We start from the raw sequence: 15,378 nt of genomic DNA, 5'->3' as shown, positions 1-15,378 counted from the left end.
ATTTATCCGAATCTTCCGTTTACGTAGTCTTCAGTTCGTGGATCTGTTGGGTTGCTAAACATCCGATCAGTTGGACCCGCTTCAACAATGTGCCCAGGCTTATTTTCAGCAGCCAGGAAGAAGGCACATTGTTGTGAAACACGCTGTGCCTGTTGCATATTGTGGGTAACGATAACGATTGTTACGTTCGGTGAAATCTCCGCGATTGTCTCTTCAATACGCCTAGTTGATGTTGGGTCAAGTGCGCTACATGGTTCATCCATCAGGAGCACCTCTGGCTCAACGGCAAGTGAACGTGCGATACACAAGCGCTGCTGCTGTCCACCCGAAAGTCCCCCGCCAGCATCCTTGAGTCGATTAGCAACTTCATTCCAAAGTCCAGCGCGACGCAGTGCCGTCTCAACTATTTCGTCTTTGTTATCCATTTTCATGCCAGCTAATTTCAGCCCCGAAAGTACGTTGTCGTAAATGCTCATGGCTGGGAATGGATTTGGCTTCTGGAAAACCATTCCAACACGGCGCCGAGTATCGGTAGCTCGCAAAGTTGGGTCATAAATGTCATGGCCATCGAGGAGTACTCGGCCAGCTAGTGAGGCACCTGGCACTAGCTCGTGCATGCGGTTTAGTGTGCGCAAAAAGGTTGACTTGCCACAGCCAGAAGGCCCAATTAATGCGGTTACTTCCTTTGGCCGCATAACTAGTGAAACTCGGTCGAGCACTTTGCGTTCACCAAACCAGCAACTTACGTCTTGAGCGACCAAACCGCCACGAATTGAATCATCAAAGCTGAGGGCTTCTTGTGAATTAGTGGATGTTGTCGACATGTCTACCTCCGAGACTTAAGTTGTCGGGAACCGATAATGCGTGCTGCAGTAAAGAGCACTAGGACTAAAACAATTAGGACAAGTGCGCCAGCCCAGGCGCGGGTTTGTTGTTCGGCAAATGGATTTCGAATCAGCGTGTAAACAAAAAGAGGCAACGAAGACTGCGGACCAGCCAGAGGATTTGCGTTCATTGCCGAATTGCCGAACGAGGTCATAATTAGCGGCGCCGTTTCCCCTACTGCTCGGGCAACACCGAGGACTACCGAAGTCACTAGCCCAGCGCGAGCAGTAGGTAAAACTACCGACCAGGTAGTGCGCCATTCGGTGGAGCCCAGAGCTAGCGAAGCCTCACGTAAACCGTCGGGAACTAAGCGCAGTACTTCCTCGGAAGTTCGAGTGATTGATGGCAACATCAAAACTGACAGCGAGAGTGATGCGGCAAAACCGGAGAAGTCGTTGCCAAACTGAATGATCCACACTGAGTAAATGAATAGTCCTGCCACAATTGAGGGGACACCAGACATTGCATCGACAAAGGTTCGAACGGGCCTGCGCATCGGTCCACGAACTTCATTCAGAAATACAGCAGTAAGTACACCAAGTGGAACTGAAATGAGAATCGCGATCCCTACTTGCTGGATAGTTCCGACAATCGCATGCGCTGCGCCACCACCGAGATCTAGCGTGCCGGTGGCCGAAAGGTCTTTAACAAAGAAATCCCGATTCAGTCCTGGCAGGCCTTTTGCCACAATGTAAGTAACGATAAACAGCAGTGGGGCGAGTACGATTGCTGCTCCGGTGGCAACAATTACGGTGAACATCTTGTCTTTGGCCGCTAGTTTGCCTTCGTTCTGTCCGACCACAATTCGGTAAATGACTAGAAAAAGTACGTACCAAATAAAGCCCAAAGCGGGTTTATTTCTAACCGGGGTGAGTTGGTAAATCGCCAGCCAAGTCAGGACGCCAGAGGAGATAATGGCACCTACCATGAGTGTTATGTCATCACGGTGCCAACCGCGTCCAGTTCGCCGCGGTTCAAAGCCGACCTCAGGGCGTTCGCCAGTTACTACAGTCATTAGATTTCAACTCCCGCACCAGAACGAGATTTGGCGACAACTATTGATGCCAAGAAATTCACAATCAAGGTGACTACGAATAAGGCAAGACCGGCAGCCATGAGCGCGGATAGTGAAATGCCCGATGCTTCCCCGAACTTTAGGGCGATAAGGGCAGCTACTGAGTTGGTTCCGGTCTTTAAGATTTCAGAAGAAATAGTAAATGAGGGGCTGATAATTAAGGCCACAGCGATTGTTTCGCCTAGAGCGCGGCCCAGGCCGAGCATTGATCCACCGATTATGCCGCCACGACCAAACGGCAAGACAACTGTTCTTATCATGTCCCAGCGCGTTGACCCAAGTGCTAGGGCAGCCTCACGCTCACCGGGCGGTGCTTGGCTAAAAACTTCACGAACCACCGAAGCCGTGATCGGTAATACCATCAATGAGACCACGAATCCAGCCACAAAGGCAGAGCTGGTAAAAGTCGGCGAATCAACTTTAAAGATGGGAATCCAACTCAAGTTTGTGCTCAGGAATTCGGCAAAGGGAACCAGAACAGGTTGTAAAACGAATAGGCCCCACAGTCCATAAATCAAACTTGGAATTGCAGCGAGCAAGTCTACGAGTGCAGTTAGTGGCTTACGCAACTTTCGCGGAGCAAAGTCGGTCAAAAATAGGCCAATTGCAATGGCCAGGGGAATGGCAATTATCAGAGCGATTACTGCAATAACCACAGTCCAATAAATAACTGCAGCGATACCAAAAGATGCTGGGCTACCTTGAGGTTGCCATAAAGTTTTTGTGAAAAAGCCAGAGCCCATATAGCGCAGAGCATCGCTGGACCTGATTAGGAGAAATGCACCGATAAGAACCAGTAGAACGAGAGTTAATGCACCAGCACTTTTTGCTACTCCTCGGTAAATCCGATCAGCTCGAGTGCGCGAGGCAGCTACAGTGCGGGGTTCTTGCGGTGCGGTTACGTCCGTAGGTTGATCCCAATCAACAAGAGCTGGACCTTTATGCGGACCCGGCTGGTTAGGGCCATCGCTCATTTTCTACTCTCGTTTTCTTAGTTGATTTATTGTCTGAATCTCACCTTACAGGTTAGCTATTAGTAGTTTTATCCCGACAAAGTTAAGGCTGCCTTGACCCTAGGTGAACTCTTGGTGTACAAGGCCTTTTTGACTTGATTTAACCCCGGAATATGCGTGATGCTAGATTTTAATTACTGCATTCTGCTTAGACACAAATGCGCAGCTACGAGTGGAAAGTGAGATAAAAATGCCTGATTTTAGGCGTTTTACTCAGCGGAAATTTATTGCCACTTTCTGCTCGGTGGTATTTGCTTTTTTCTCTGCCTCCTTGGCAGTCGTTCCATCTGCATCTGCTGAATCGCCGCAAGTAAACCTCAGTCCACAAACCGGCCTCCGTGAGGGTCAGGTGGTCACTGTTACCTGGTCAGGGTTTGCCCCCTACCAATTGATTGCCATCCGACAGTGCGTAAATAACGCAACGGAGTCAAGCCAATGCTCAAGTGGTGCCGGTGGTTTAGTCCAAGAGATGAGCAGCGCCAGCGGCTCAGGATTGGCTTATTTTCAAGTGGTGTCTACCGAAGGAACGATTAATACGAGTTTGCCTGGCGCCAATGGAACTTCATGTGGTCCAAGCTCACCGTGTGATGTGGTCCTAACCAATCTCGAGGATCTAGGTAAACCAAATCTAGGGTTCGTTTTCCCGATTACATTTAAGCCCGAGGCAACCAGCTGCCCAACCGAGAATATGAATAACATCACAGGCGGCGGTAGCGGGGCGCTTAGCGCGATTATGCCCAATTGGCAGATAGCTCTCTGTAAAAGCTCAAATCGCGTGACCGTAGATTACCTTGCTACCCGTGGTGATGAAGGCGGTATGCAGGACTTCAATTGTGGGCTGATTGATTTTGCCGTTACTGAGGTCGCGGACGAGCACGGCGGTAAATGTCTAATGACCGACAAGGTGCGTTCGGCGGTTTATGTCCCAATTGCAAATTCGGCATTGGTTTTTGCCTACTCAATGCGTAATCGACTAGATCAACAACGACTTCCCGAAATCAATTTGACAGCAGACATGCTCGCTCACACTATGACCGGTCAGGCGCTTAGTTGGGGTAGCCATGCAGCCACTTCGACTAAAAATGTTGCGATTTATGCATTGAACAACTCTCGGTCACCACGGGTAACTAACGCTAGCGGGGATGGTACTAAAATCACCTTTGCAGCAAATGGAATATTCAATGTCGGCGATTCAGTGATAGTCGAGGATGTAAATCCATCTGGGTATAACAGCGAATATGAAATCACCAGTGTCACAAATGCCGACGATTCGGATCCGACAAAAGGTCAAACTTCATTTACCGTTGATGGCAGTTACAAACGTGCGTATGTCAGTGGCGGCTTGGTAAATCCAACTAACCAGTTGCCAGGCAGTATTTCGGTTTATGGTCGAGCGGATGCGTCTGGCTTGAACTTTTTGATGACGAGGTATTTTCTAGAGAAGGCAGCTGAGGCATTCCATGCCCCGGGGGGTCAATTCAGTGAAGAAGGTTTTCCTGCTCCGTCCCTCTACATGCCACTTGCAAACTCTTTAGACCCCGGTGCATTCAGGTCAAATTCGGATGCAGTTGTTGCTGCAATGCGAGGATCTGATGATCCAACTGGCGGTGTGGGATTCATCGCGCCAATGGATGCGGCAATCGCAAAATTTAGCGGCTTTCCTTCAGTATCAATTGCAAATAGTGACGGTAGTAAATTCATCGCTCCCACGACGGAATCTATTGGACTGGGTATTTCAGAAATGATTACCGATGAAAAAACTGGTGTAGCGTCAGCAAACCTTAACCCTGTGAATCCAAATGCCTACCCCTTAGTATTTACCGTTTATGCAATGGTTCCAACGGAAACTGAAACACAAAAAGCCGCAGATGCGCTAAAGGCGATGTTGGCCCACATCCGCGACAACAGTAAAAGCAGTGATGTGCCAAGTGGATTTGTCGCATTAACTGATGCGCAAAAGCAGCAAATATCTGGTGCAATCGCGAAGATCGCGGGCCCTGAGCCATCCCCATCTGCTACCCCGAGCAGTTCGGCCACGCCAGAACCAAATAATTCAGAGATTCCAGTCATTGACCCGGTGGATACTGATGGCGGAGACGGAACTGGAATCATTTCGATAGACAGCGGGATAACAAATGTCGGCGGAGGCGCTACTGTACTCAAAAAGTTGCCCTCAATTTTTGCTGCTCCATTTGTTCCGCACAATGGTTTAGCCGCAGGAGTTATTCCGGCACTAGTCTTGATTGGGGCGGCAGCTTCTGTAACGAGTTTGGTTCGCAAGCCGAGTGAGAGTTCTGGATAAAATGGATTTAGTTGAAGGTGAAGTAGCCACTAGTAAGCGACGACGTGGCTCATCTCAATTACTCTCGTACATAACCCTCGTGACCGTCGGAGTGTTAGTTGTTGAATTTCTGTTAGCTGTACTTTTGCAACAAAGATCTCAACAACAATTAACCTCTGAGTTCAAATCGGTTGTTGCTACAGCTGCTTCTGCAATCGGGCAATCGGATGTCAGTCCGCTTCCAGATACCGCGCCAGCATACGGATCGCCTGTGGCGCTGTTACAAATTCCGGCAATCGGCCTTACCCAAGTTGTTGTTGAAGGTGTAACAAGTAATTTCACTCAATTGGGTCCTGGTCATGTGCCGGGAACAGTTTTGCCGGGTCAGGCTGGAGAAGCGGTTATTGTCGGCCGACGAACCACGTTTGGCGCTCCTTTCTTTAAGGTGCCTGGACTTAAGCCAGGTACTGAGATTCGAGTAACGACCGTCGAAGGTCCGTCCCTTTATAAGGTGATAGGCCCGAAAGAGGCAGAGGCTGGCTCCGGTTCAAATATCTTGAAATTAGTAACTTCAAGCCCACCGATTTTAGCTTTTAAATCTGAAACAGTGACGGCTGTATTGCAGGCTAAGCCATACCCGGATACACCAAAAAATGCCAGAACGGCACCCAACACCAATCAATTCGCCCTGATGTTGCTCCTGCTCCAAGTGCTAGTTTTAGCACTGATTGCCAGTCGCGGGATTTACCAAAGATTCGGCGCCATGGTCGGCTGGATTCTGATTGCCCCGTTGGTCGCAGGATCCTTGGTTGCCCTGACTTTGGCACTAGACACCCTGCTGCCAGCCGGCATATAATCCTTAATTTTCAAGGGTTTTTCCTGTTTCCATTTGTTTACCTACATTTCAGCAACTTGCTAGATAACAATTACCAAATGGTTGCCTAGCCTCACTTAGATAAGGAGTGCTAGGAGAGGTTCCTGGCATTCTCTGAAAGAGGAAACACATGCGATCAATCGAAAGGTTCAGCAAGAGCATCAAAGTTGCTATTGCTGGAATTAGTCTCGTTGGTGGTCTTCTTGCAACAGCAATTCCTGCTAGTGCGATTACCACCGCCCCTGACCTATCAACAATGGATAAGACCATCGTTGGTTCCGGTTCAGATACCACCTATGACTTAATGATGGCCCTGGACAAGGTGTACAACGCAGCCAACGGTTGCGCCACCATTTGGGCATCATCTTCAAGCCAGCCTCGCAATGGTCAGTGCGATACTTCCGACCAGGCTTCAGGCAATGGCTCTGACAAATCAAGCTTCCCTTGGGTCAATGACAGCCACGCTGTAATCAAAGAGTTGTACCCAGTTGGTTCTGGCGCAGGTCAGACTGAATTGTGTAAGCAAGCTGAGACGAACACTCGTCAAGTTGACTTCGCACGTTCATCAAGTGGTCCAGCCACAAGCACAACTGCAGAAAAATGTTCTGATCTTAAGTACATTGCTTATGCAGAAGATGCGGTAACTTGGTACCACTTCACCAAGAACCCAGATGGTTCAGACACTGCCTCGAGTCGCATTGACTCAATCGACACCGACACCTTGAAGGCAATCTTCCGTGGCGAAGTAACCCTCTGGTCACAGCTAAACGGAAATGCTGGCGTGCTTGATGTTGATGGAAAGCCTTTCGCCACTGCTTCACCAGCAGCTTCAAATGAGGCTAATCCGTTGCCAGCTACCGGTATCGTTCTGTACACAACCCAGTCAAACTCGGGTACTTACAGCTACTGGACCAACTCAGCCCGCACTAACTCAGCAACAAAGATGAGTGCGCCTGCTGCATCTCCAGTTCCTTCCCAGACTGCCCCAGCTATCTACTCAACCGTTCAGGAAAACTTCCCTGCAGCGATCAAGTACGATGGCAACACCAACAACGCGATTTACTTCATGTCAGTTGGTCGTTACAAGCAGACTGCTGGTATCACGGACCAGGAAAATGCTTACTCTTCACGTACTGCAACTGGCAGCAAGAATGCTGGTGGCTATGAAGATGCGCTTGGCAAGATCAACGGAATTGCTCCTACCATTGCAAACATTGCAAAGGGTGCGGACAAGACCAGTGGTTACTTCCCATTCTCACGCGATGTTTACAACGTCACCCGTTACGCCTCTGCTGCAACCAATGCATATGTTGGTCCAAGTGGATTCCTGTGCACAATCACTGACACCACAAAGGACCGCATCAAGCAGGTTGGGTACCGGTCACTGATTGAAAGTGCAATTAAGTCTGAAGGCTTCGCACCACTGCCAGTATCCGCTGGCTCATACTGCCGCGTGCGTAACCCGAACACAGCAGTCACGCCAAATGATGCAACTGCACCTACAGTAACCTTGGCTTCACCATCGCCGAGCGCTAACACTGCCGGTGAGGCCACCTTCACAATCAACTTCAGCGAGCCAGTTCGCATGACTGACGCAAGCAAGTTGACTGTTACTCAGACTGGCAATAGTTCTCTAGTTGTATCTACCACTGCTACAAATAGCAAGGGTGTGGCAGTAAGTGCATTTGATGCCGGTAACACCAATGATTTGGATCCTTATGCAAATAAGGTTGTTTCAAACATCGCTGTTAAGGTAACTGGAATCGCTTACGATGGCGACGGAAGCAAGCCAGTAAGCCTGTCGCTTGCTGCTGGTGCAGCTGCTGACCGTGCAGGTAATTCAACTGCTGCCTTCTCAGCGAGCGTGCTAAGCAACACCCCAGCTGCTGACACAACTGCTCCGGTTATCACCGTAGATGCCGCATCGAAATATGCAACCACTCTTGCCACTGGCATCGGATCTTTCATCCTCAACTTCAGCGAACCAGTTCGCGAAGTTGACTTGAGCAAGTTCCATGTCATTAAGAACGTAGCAAACGTGGCACCGGTTGAAATCCTGAACCAAGCTCCATTAGCTGTCACTTCATGGACGAATTACTCATGCACCACGGTCAAAGAGCCAACTGTATGGGGTCCATGTAACTTCTGGGCGAACAATCAGGTAGACAATCCGAATGGATTATTCGCAGTAACTGCAATGACTGTTCGGGTCAAGGCCTCTGCAATAACCAATGCATCATTAGCAATTGATGCAGGTGCATTTAAAGATGCCGCAGGCAATGCAAGTGCTGCACGCATCATCAAGAAGAACATTAATGCTACGGATTCAGCTGCTTCAGGCACTTGGACCGCAAGTGGTAGTGACTTCGTATCAACATCAGCCAATGCGTCACGTACCCAGTACATCTTCGGCACCTCGGTGACCGTTGTTCTGGGCAAGGATGTCAAGGGCGGAAAGGTTAGCGTGCTAATCGATGGCGTTCAGTATGCCGTAGATCCAACCTTGGTAACAGGGAACAAGATTAGTTGGGACCTAAATGGATCAGGAACTGCAACTGTTGCAGTAACTGGCCTAGCGAATGGTTACCACACTGTTGTTGTCAAGAACCTTGGTAAGTCACCAACTGCTACTGGCACAACTTCAGAACAGAACACCTTCACCAAGGTGACTGTAAAGTCAATTAGCTAATAGCCATAAAGTTGAGGGGGTCCTGGGCAACCAGGGCCCCCTCTTCATTTTGTATTGGGCTCAGGTTCAAGTTCGGAATTCTTGGTCAAAAAACCTAGGGTCAGTAGCCAGCAACTGCGCGGTGATAAACGTTTAGCAAGTTGTCCGTAGTTTGATCCCAGTCAAATTTGGCTGCATGGCCAATCGCCCCCTGGCTTAAATTCGCAGCTAAATAGGGGTTCGACAAAATTCGCAAGATTGCACTTGCCCAATCACTGGGCGCGTGACCGGAAACCAAGATGCCGCTCACCTCGTCAGCAACCGTTGTGAGTAAACCGCCAACTTTGGTAGCAATAACTGGAGCTCCACAGGCTTGTGCCTCGAGAGCTACTAGTCCAAAAGATTCGCTGTAGGAGGGCACGGCACATATGTCGCAGGCTTGGAACCAAGTCACCAATTCTTGGCGATTAAGCGGTGGCACAAACTTAACTAAGCTCGCAATGTTCAACTCGTCGGCGAGCTCCCGTAATGAATTTGGTTGATCCAAGCCAGTGCCTGATGGCCCACCACAAATAGCCACTACCAAATCTGATGCGAAATCGGAGTTATGTTGCACTAATTCTGCAATTGAGCGCAACAGCACATCCGGACCCTTAAGAGGTTGAATACGACCAACGAACAGTATGAGCTTCGCAGATTGGGCAATCCCCAACTTAGTTCGAGCCAATGATTTATCGCCTGGGACAAATTCAGTTAAGTCAACTCCAGGATTTATTACTGCGACCCGCTTTGGATCGGCATGGTAGAGGTCAATGAGTTCCTTAGCCTCTTGGTCTGTATTGGCAACTAAATAATCTGCGATTGCGACAACTTGCTCTTCGCCAATTTCTCGGACGGCAGGTTCAGGGGAATCGCCGCCAGCTAGTGAAGAATTCTTAACTCGAGCCATAGTGTGCATCGTGTGGACTAGAGGCACATTCCAGCGCTCCTTGGCCAGCCATCCGACCTGTCCAGATAACCAGTAATGGCTGTGAATCAAATCGTAAAATCCCAAATCCTTACTAGCTTCGGCCCTGAGCAACCCTGCCGTGATTGCGCACAATTGCGCGGGCAGATCCTCTTTACTGAGCCCTTCAAATGGGCCAGCGGGAATGTGCCTTACCTGAACTCCTGGCGCCAACTGAACAACTTCGGGGTCCGCGGCGGTGGTTGCTCGAGTAAAAATCTCAACTTCAACCCCTCGGCCCGCAATTCGCTTGGCCGTTTCGGCTACATAAACATTCATGCCACCGGCATCGCCAAACCCAGGCTGATGTAGCGGTGAGGTATGAATTGACAAAATTGCAATTCGGTCAAGTTTTTTGCTCATGAAGTATCAGGTCAAATCTAACCAAAATCGCTTGATGGTGTCAGTTAAACCTAGAAAGCGCAGGATCTAGAAGCACTTAGTGGCCGTAAGGTTCGCCCGTAACAATATGTACTAATCGACGAGCAACTGTCACGGCGTGATCGCCAAATCTTTCGTAAAAGCGAGACAGCAGGGTCACATCAATGGCGGCTTCAACACCATGTTCCCAACTATCGGATAGTACTGTCATGAATAGTTCACGATGTAGTTTGTCCAATTCGTCATCGTAGATTGCGATTTGCTCGGCCATACTTGCGTCGTTGTCTTGAATAACCTTGCCCGTTTCCTGCACAATCTTCAAAGCAGATGTGCCCATTTTGCTAAATGTGGCAACCAGTTCAGCTGGAATAGCTGGATTCGGGTATCGAAGCCTCACCTGCTTGGCAATGTGTACCGCAAGATCGCCCATGCGCTCAAGGGAAGTGGCCATTCGAACGGCACTCATGACAGTACGCAATTTACGAGCCACAGGAGCTTGGGTGGAAGTTATGAGGAAGCATTTGTCTTCAATGCCGGCATTTAGCTCATTAAGTGGCTCATCACCACTAATTACCTGTTGAGCTAATGCGAGGTCGCCATTTAGTAGCGCGGAAGTGGCATCAGAGATGGCTCGGCCAACCAGTTCGGTCATTTTTACCAAATCTGCATTTACATCAACTAGGTCAACTGCACTCATTTCCGACATAGTGACAGTGTAGCCAGACTTATTGGGTCACCCGCCGATTTACACTCGTGAACACGAATAAAACTAAAGGGAAATTTTCTCAACCTTTTGGGTTAATAGATAGAAAACTGTGGTGTTGAGAATTTCAAGTAACGGGAAAATCAATCTATCCTTAGAGTGTGTCAACAACATTGTGGTCATTAGCGGTAATCGCTTCTTTGGCCATCGGACTTGGACTTGGTCAGTTCTTTCGACCAAAGTCGGCTGAGGTACAGCCAGTTGAATCAGTCGACCAAGTTTCCGCTCTCGGAAACATTTTAGATGTTATTCCAGATGCTGCCGCGGTAGTCGATCGCGACGGAAATGTATTGGCAGCGAGTACCAATTGCGTAGCCATGGGGTTGATTGTCAGCGACCGGCTAGCACCAATAGAACTTCGTGCGTTGAATCAAGAAGCGCATCGGCTGCAAAAAACAATGGGTAGAGATGTAGTTATCAAGCGCAATCTGACTGGCCTTGGGGAATGGGAAGCTCGTCTTCAAGTTAGCCCTCTCGACTTCAGTAAAGCATTGGTTATCGCTCAGGATCTCAGCGAAGAGCGTCGGCTGAACGAAGTACGCAGAGATTTTGTTGCCAACGTAAGTCACGAACTGAAGACTCCAGTTGGCGCATTATCTTTACTTGCCGAAGCGGTTCAGGCTGCTGACGGCGATACTGAGCGGGCACGAAATTTCGCGGCCCGTATGCAAATTGAAGTGCGGCGCCTAACTGCGATGCTCTCAGACTTGGTCGAACTTTCTCGGGTACAAGATGATGCTCCACTGCAGCACTCAAATCCTGTCTTGGTAGAAACCATTATTAACGAAGCGGTTGATGGCATGAAGATAACGGCAGATCAACGAAAGATCCAGGTTGTTGTTTCCGAAGATGTTGCGGTCGGAAAAATTCTTGGCGATGAGTCCCAATTGGTCGCCGCCTTGCGTAATCTGATTTCGAATGCAATCAAATATTCACCTACCGGCACTCGAGTTGGTATTGGTGCGCGTCGCACGAATGACTCGATTGAGATCTCAGTTACCGATCAAGGTCCCGGAATTTCCGAAGAAAATCAGCTGCGGATTTTTGAACGGTTTTACCGAGTTGATCCAGCTCGTAGTCGCGAAACAGGTGGAACTGGCTTAGGTTTAGCGATTGTGAAGCATGTTTGCGCAAATCATGGTGGCGATTGCTTCGTCTGGTCCCGCGAGGGCGAAGGATCCACATTTACCCTTCGATTTCCGGCATACCTAAACGGGGGCTCACAAAGCCCAGAAGTGAAGGCATCATGACCCTGGTGTTAATCGTTGAAGATGAAGAGTCCTTCCGCGAGGGTTTAGAGTTCATGCTTACGCGTGAGGGATTTGACGTTGCCATCGCTAGCGATGGCACAGCAGGTATCGCCGAATTCGACAAATCTAATCCAGATTTAGTTCTACTGGACTGGATGTTGCCAGGCGCATCAGGAATTGAAGTTTGTAAATACATTCGTTCGAAGTCACTTAGCGTTCCAGTGATTATGTTGACGGCGAAAGATACCGAAGTAGATAAAGTTGTAGGACTTGAATTAGGCGCAGATGACTATGTGACTAAGCCATTCTCAACGCCTGAGCTTCTTGCTCGAATCCGTGCTGTATTGCGTCGCGGTGGTGAAGTTGATGTGCCTAACTCATCCATTCTGGAAAGTGGCCCGATTCGTATCGATGTCGACCGACACACAATCTCAGTAAATGGCGAGAAAGTCTCGATGCCGCTCAAGGAATTTGAGTTACTCGAATATCTCATGCGTAATTCTGGCCGAGTGTTAACTCGGGGACAATTAATGGATCGGGTCTGGGGTTCTGATTACTACGGTGATGGCAAAACTTTGGATGTTCACATCAAGCGGATCCGATCAAAGATAGAACCAGATCCAGCTAATCCGGTTTATCTGACTACAGTTCGTGGCTTAGGCTATCGCTTCGAATCTTAGTTCAAGCACCTCTGCGCAAACCCTAACGGAACGGGATGTGCTCCCCGCCAAGATCACTGAAAATAATGTCTGAATACATTCCGTCATTGTTCTCAACTAGCAAACTCATGGGCACTGGCGCATTGTTTTGGAAATCTAGTTGCACTCGGACAAATGTTCCAGCAGCGACTTCATCGTTAAGTTCGATGGGCAAGATGTTTTGCTTGGGTAGCCCAAACTGCACGGGCTCTTGTGGGCCTAGCGCTATCTCGTAAGGAACCGACTTGCCGGCATCGGTTTCAATTTCCAGGCCAGTCAAGCTATCCGCATCTTCAGCGGTATTAATAATTGTGGCCACTAATACTGCCTTTCCAGAAGTCTTGGCGTCCTTAACGATGATTGCATTTCGCACCTGAATAGCATCTACATCAGCAGACCGGCCATTTCCAGAAACTCTTTGTTTATTGGTGGCCGCATTGAATCCAGCTGCACAAGCTGAGGTTAGAAGTCCAATGACGATTAAAAGTGCTGCCAATTTGAAACCCTTACCAGACACGTTAATCCTCTTCCACTGCGGTGATTTATTAATAAGTCTACTTAACCAACCAGTTCGTCTTTGCCAAGGGATATGCCCTTATTCTCAAAGCCTTTCAGGCTCATCTGATTGCCACTCATTCGTGGTAGAATTTAACTAATTCGTATACAAAAGGACATTCATGCCATACAAAGTTGGTGAAACCGTAGTGTATCCGCACCACGGCGCTGCAGACATCATCGCAAAAGAAAAGCGCATCATTCAAGGCGAGGAGCGCGAATATTTAGTTCTCCAAGTACATCAGAGTGAACTGACTGTGCGAGTGCCTTCGGACAATCTTGATTTAGTTGGAGTCCGTGATGTAACAAGTCCCGAAGGTTTAGAAAGAGTATTTGGGGTATTGCGTCAACCTTATGTTGAAGATCAGTCAAACTGGTCTCGTCGGTTCAAGGCGAACACTGAGAAGCTCTCGTCCGGCGATGTCATCAAAGTCGCCGAAGTGGTTCGTGATCTGTGGCGTCGGTCTCAGAAAAAACCGCTTTCGACCGGTGAAAAAAGTATGCTTGCCCGTGCTCGTTCGCAGCTAATCAGCGAGATTGCCCTGGCACAGCGCACAGATGAAACCGCGGCTGAAGTAACACTTGACGAGGTTTTGGCCTCCTGATGACCAGCGTCGCTGCCAGCCGAGTAGCGGCCCTTATCCCCGCTGCCGGACAAGGCGTGCGATTTGGCGGGGAATTACCAAAAGCCTTTTTTGAATTCGCTGGTTTGTCACTGCTTGCTCGAAGTGCACTCGCGCTATCAACATTTGCTGAAATCATAGTCGCAGCAGTTCCAGAAAATTTCGTAGCTGCTGCTGCGCGTGAATTGGAAAGCGTAGATGCTGAAGTCCACATCGTAGTTGGTGGAGCAACCAGACAAGATTCTGTTGCCGCAGCTTTGCGCATATTGCCAACTGACATTGATCTGGTATTAATTCACGATGCGGCTCGACCGCTAGTTCCACAGTCAGTAATCGGCAACGTCTTGACGGAACTTCGGTCAGGCGCTCAAGCTGTTATTCCCGTTTTGCCAGTTTCTGACACCATTAAACGGGTAGCTAACAATGGCATCGTTTTAGAAACCGTAGATCGAGACTCGCTACGTAGAGTGCAAACACCACAAGGATTTGTCCGCTCAGTCTTAGTGGATGCACTTTCTGAGGCAATACATGTTGCAACGGACGAAGCCGGGTTAGTAGAACACTTTGGCGTTAGTGTGCACACTGTTGCTGGAAGTGAGCTCGCATTCAAAATCACCACTCCTGAAGATGTTTCCTACGGACTATTCTTGCTACAGGAGGCATGATGACACAGTTGCGTGTTGGCTCTGGGGTTGATGTACACCCACTAGAACTTGGCCGTCCTATGTTTCTGGGCGGCCTGCATTGGCCAAATGAAACCAGTGGATGTGCGGGGCATTCAGATGGCGACGTGCTGGCCCACGCAATTTGTGACGCACTCTTATCAGCGGCCGGTCTCGGTGATCTTGGTTCAGTATTTGGCACGGCAGATCCGACCTGGAGCAACGCCTCGGGAACTGCGTTACTGCAGGAGGTTTTTCGCTTAGTGACTGACTCGGGTTGGGTAGTGGTGAACGTAAGTGTGCAGGCGATAGCAAACTCCCCAAAAATTGGCTCTCGCCGAGCTGAGATAGAGCATGCGCTATCAGCAGCACTTGGTGGTGCCGCGGTATCCGCCTCGGGTACAACAACTGACGGACTTGGACTAACTGGGCGAGGCGAAGGTATTGCTGCGCTGGCCACAGCATTATTAGAACGAACAAATTCTTGAGTAATCTTGAACCTGTGCGCTTATATGACACCGCTAGCCGGTCCCTAAGAGAATTCGTACCGCTGAATCCTGGTCAGGTTTCGATGTATGTCTGTGGTGCGACAGTTCAAGCCGCTCCACATGTTGGACATATTAGATCAGGGGTCGCCTTCGACG

General features: G+C 49.2%; 15 protein-coding genes. 9 read left to right on the top strand and 6 right to left on the bottom strand.

Annotated elements, in window-relative coordinates; genetic code table 11:
- Nucleotides 1–2: 2 nt before the first annotated feature.
- Genes pstB through pstC form a run of 3 tightly spaced genes read right to left on the bottom strand, consistent with a single transcriptional unit; the run spans nt 3 to nt 2,934 of the window.
- A complete protein-coding gene (pstB, locus tag EBS36_04510) occupies nt 3–824 on the bottom strand; it encodes a phosphate ABC transporter ATP-binding protein (GenBank protein ID NBU32414.1) in 822 nt (273 codons plus the stop codon).
- A 2-nt stretch (nt 825–826) separates the two neighbouring features.
- Nucleotides 827–1,900, bottom strand: a complete 1,074-nt coding sequence (gene pstA / locus EBS36_04505; protein NBU32413.1) for a phosphate ABC transporter permease PstA — start codon at nt 1,898–1,900, stop codon at nt 827–829.
- The gene (pstC, locus tag EBS36_04500) at nt 1,900–2,934 is read right to left on the bottom strand and encodes a phosphate ABC transporter permease subunit PstC (protein ID NBU32412.1); all 1,035 of its coding nucleotides are present in this window, start codon (nt 2,932–2,934) and stop codon (nt 1,900–1,902) included. The genes pstA and pstC overlap by 1 nt, the downstream gene beginning before the upstream one ends.
- A gap of 229 nt (nt 2,935–3,163) precedes the next feature.
- Here pstC and EBS36_04495 point away from each other — a divergent pair, with 229 nt between their 5' ends.
- The 3 genes from EBS36_04495 to EBS36_04485 all read left to right on the top strand — a co-directional run bounded on the left by EBS36_04495 (nt 3,164) and on the right by EBS36_04485 (nt 8,817).
- A complete protein-coding gene (locus EBS36_04495; protein ID NBU32411.1) occupies nt 3,164–5,275 on the top strand; it encodes a hypothetical protein in 2,112 nt (703 codons plus the stop codon).
- A gap of 1 nt (nt 5,276) precedes the next feature.
- On the top strand, nt 5,277–6,110 hold the full coding sequence (locus EBS36_04490; GenBank protein ID NBU32410.1) for a class E sortase: 834 nt from the start codon (nt 5,277–5,279) through the stop codon (nt 6,108–6,110).
- Nucleotides 6,111–6,258: 148 nt separating this feature from the next.
- A complete protein-coding gene (locus EBS36_04485) occupies nt 6,259–8,817 on the top strand; it encodes a hypothetical protein (GenBank protein NBU32409.1) in 2,559 nt (852 codons plus the stop codon).
- 100 nt (nt 8,818–8,917) lie between these two features.
- Here EBS36_04485 and mshA read toward each other — a convergent pair whose 3' ends face one another.
- Nucleotides 8,918–10,165 carry a D-inositol-3-phosphate glycosyltransferase gene (mshA, locus tag EBS36_04480; protein NBU32408.1) on the bottom strand — a complete coding sequence of 416 codons (1,248 nt, stop codon included), beginning with the start codon at nt 10,163–10,165 and terminating at the stop codon, nt 8,918–8,920.
- Nucleotides 10,166–10,241: 76 nt separating this feature from the next.
- Nucleotides 10,242–10,889, bottom strand: coding sequence for a phosphate transport system regulatory protein PhoU (gene phoU / locus EBS36_04475; GenBank protein NBU32407.1), 648 nt, complete (start codon nt 10,887–10,889; stop codon nt 10,242–10,244).
- 158 nt (nt 10,890–11,047) lie between these two features.
- On the opposite strand from phoU, the gene EBS36_04470 reads away from it, so the two are divergent.
- A complete protein-coding gene (locus tag EBS36_04470) occupies nt 11,048–12,196 on the top strand; it encodes a two-component sensor histidine kinase (protein NBU32406.1) in 1,149 nt (382 codons plus the stop codon).
- Nucleotides 12,193–12,876: a DNA-binding response regulator gene (locus tag EBS36_04465; protein NBU32405.1), complete on the top strand. Its 684-nt coding sequence runs from the start codon at nt 12,193–12,195 to the stop codon at nt 12,874–12,876. Before EBS36_04470 ends, EBS36_04465 begins: the two co-directional genes overlap by 4 nt.
- 22 nt (nt 12,877–12,898) lie before the next feature.
- Here the strand turns inward: EBS36_04465 and EBS36_04460 are convergent, their stop codons facing one another.
- Complete coding sequence (locus EBS36_04460; GenBank protein ID NBU32404.1) at nt 12,899–13,411, bottom strand: hypothetical protein; 513 nt, start codon at nt 13,409–13,411, stop codon at nt 12,899–12,901.
- 160 nt (nt 13,412–13,571) lie between these two features.
- On the opposite strand from EBS36_04460, the gene EBS36_04455 reads away from it, so the two are divergent.
- The 4 genes from EBS36_04455 to EBS36_04440 all read left to right on the top strand — a co-directional run.
- Nucleotides 13,572–14,054: a CarD family transcriptional regulator gene (locus EBS36_04455; protein ID NBU32403.1), complete on the top strand. Its 483-nt coding sequence runs from the start codon at nt 13,572–13,574 to the stop codon at nt 14,052–14,054.
- Nucleotides 14,054–14,737 (top strand): 2-C-methyl-D-erythritol 4-phosphate cytidylyltransferase, encoded by a 684-nt coding sequence (gene ispD, locus EBS36_04450; protein ID NBU32402.1) that lies wholly within the window; start codon nt 14,054–14,056, stop codon nt 14,735–14,737. The genes EBS36_04455 and ispD overlap by 1 nt, the downstream gene beginning before the upstream one ends.
- A gap of 8 nt (nt 14,738–14,745) precedes the next feature.
- On the top strand, nt 14,746–15,222 hold the full coding sequence (locus EBS36_04445; GenBank protein ID NBU32401.1) for a 2-C-methyl-D-erythritol 2,4-cyclodiphosphate synthase: 477 nt from the start codon (nt 14,746–14,748) through the stop codon (nt 15,220–15,222).
- Nucleotides 15,219–15,378: cysteine--tRNA ligase (locus tag EBS36_04440; protein ID NBU32400.1), on the top strand; the 160-nt coding region annotated here is incomplete at its 3' end. The genes EBS36_04445 and EBS36_04440, both read left to right, overlap by 4 nt.

It is taken from the genome of Actinomycetota bacterium (assembly GCA_009923495.1).
Lineage (GTDB): Bacteria > Actinomycetota > Actinomycetes > S36-B12 > UBA5976 > UBA5976.
Note: the sequence above shows the minus strand (reverse complement) of the source record. Positions and strands in the feature narration are given on the sequence as shown.

Bases quoted from the DNA above. Each gene is read 5' to 3' on its own strand.
- EBS36_04485 (NBU32409.1), top strand. From the start codon at position 6,259: ATGCGATCAATCGAAAGGTTCAGCAAGAGCATCAAAGTTGCTATTGCT.
- EBS36_04455 (NBU32403.1), top strand. From the start codon at position 13,572: ATGCCATACAAAGTTGGTGAAACCGTAGTGTATCCGCACCACGGCGCT.
- pstB (NBU32414.1), bottom strand. From the start codon at position 824: ATGTCGACAACATCCACTAATTCACAAGAAGCCCTCAGCTTTGATGAT.
- EBS36_04495 (NBU32411.1), top strand. From the start codon at position 3,164: ATGCCTGATTTTAGGCGTTTTACTCAGCGGAAATTTATTGCCACTTTC.
- ispD (NBU32402.1), top strand. From the start codon at position 14,054: ATGACCAGCGTCGCTGCCAGCCGAGTAGCGGCCCTTATCCCCGCTGCC.
- pstA (NBU32413.1), bottom strand. From the start codon at position 1,900: ATGACTGTAGTAACTGGCGAACGCCCTGAGGTCGGCTTTGAACCGCGG.
- phoU (NBU32407.1), bottom strand. From the start codon at position 10,889: ATGTCGGAAATGAGTGCAGTTGACCTAGTTGATGTAAATGCAGATTTG.
- EBS36_04465 (NBU32405.1), top strand. From the start codon at position 12,193: ATGACCCTGGTGTTAATCGTTGAAGATGAAGAGTCCTTCCGCGAGGGT.
- pstC (NBU32412.1), bottom strand. From the start codon at position 2,934: ATGAGCGATGGCCCTAACCAGCCGGGTCCGCATAAAGGTCCAGCTCTT.
- mshA (NBU32408.1), bottom strand. From the start codon at position 10,165: ATGAGCAAAAAACTTGACCGAATTGCAATTTTGTCAATTCATACCTCA.
- EBS36_04490 (NBU32410.1), top strand. From the start codon at position 5,277: ATGGATTTAGTTGAAGGTGAAGTAGCCACTAGTAAGCGACGACGTGGC.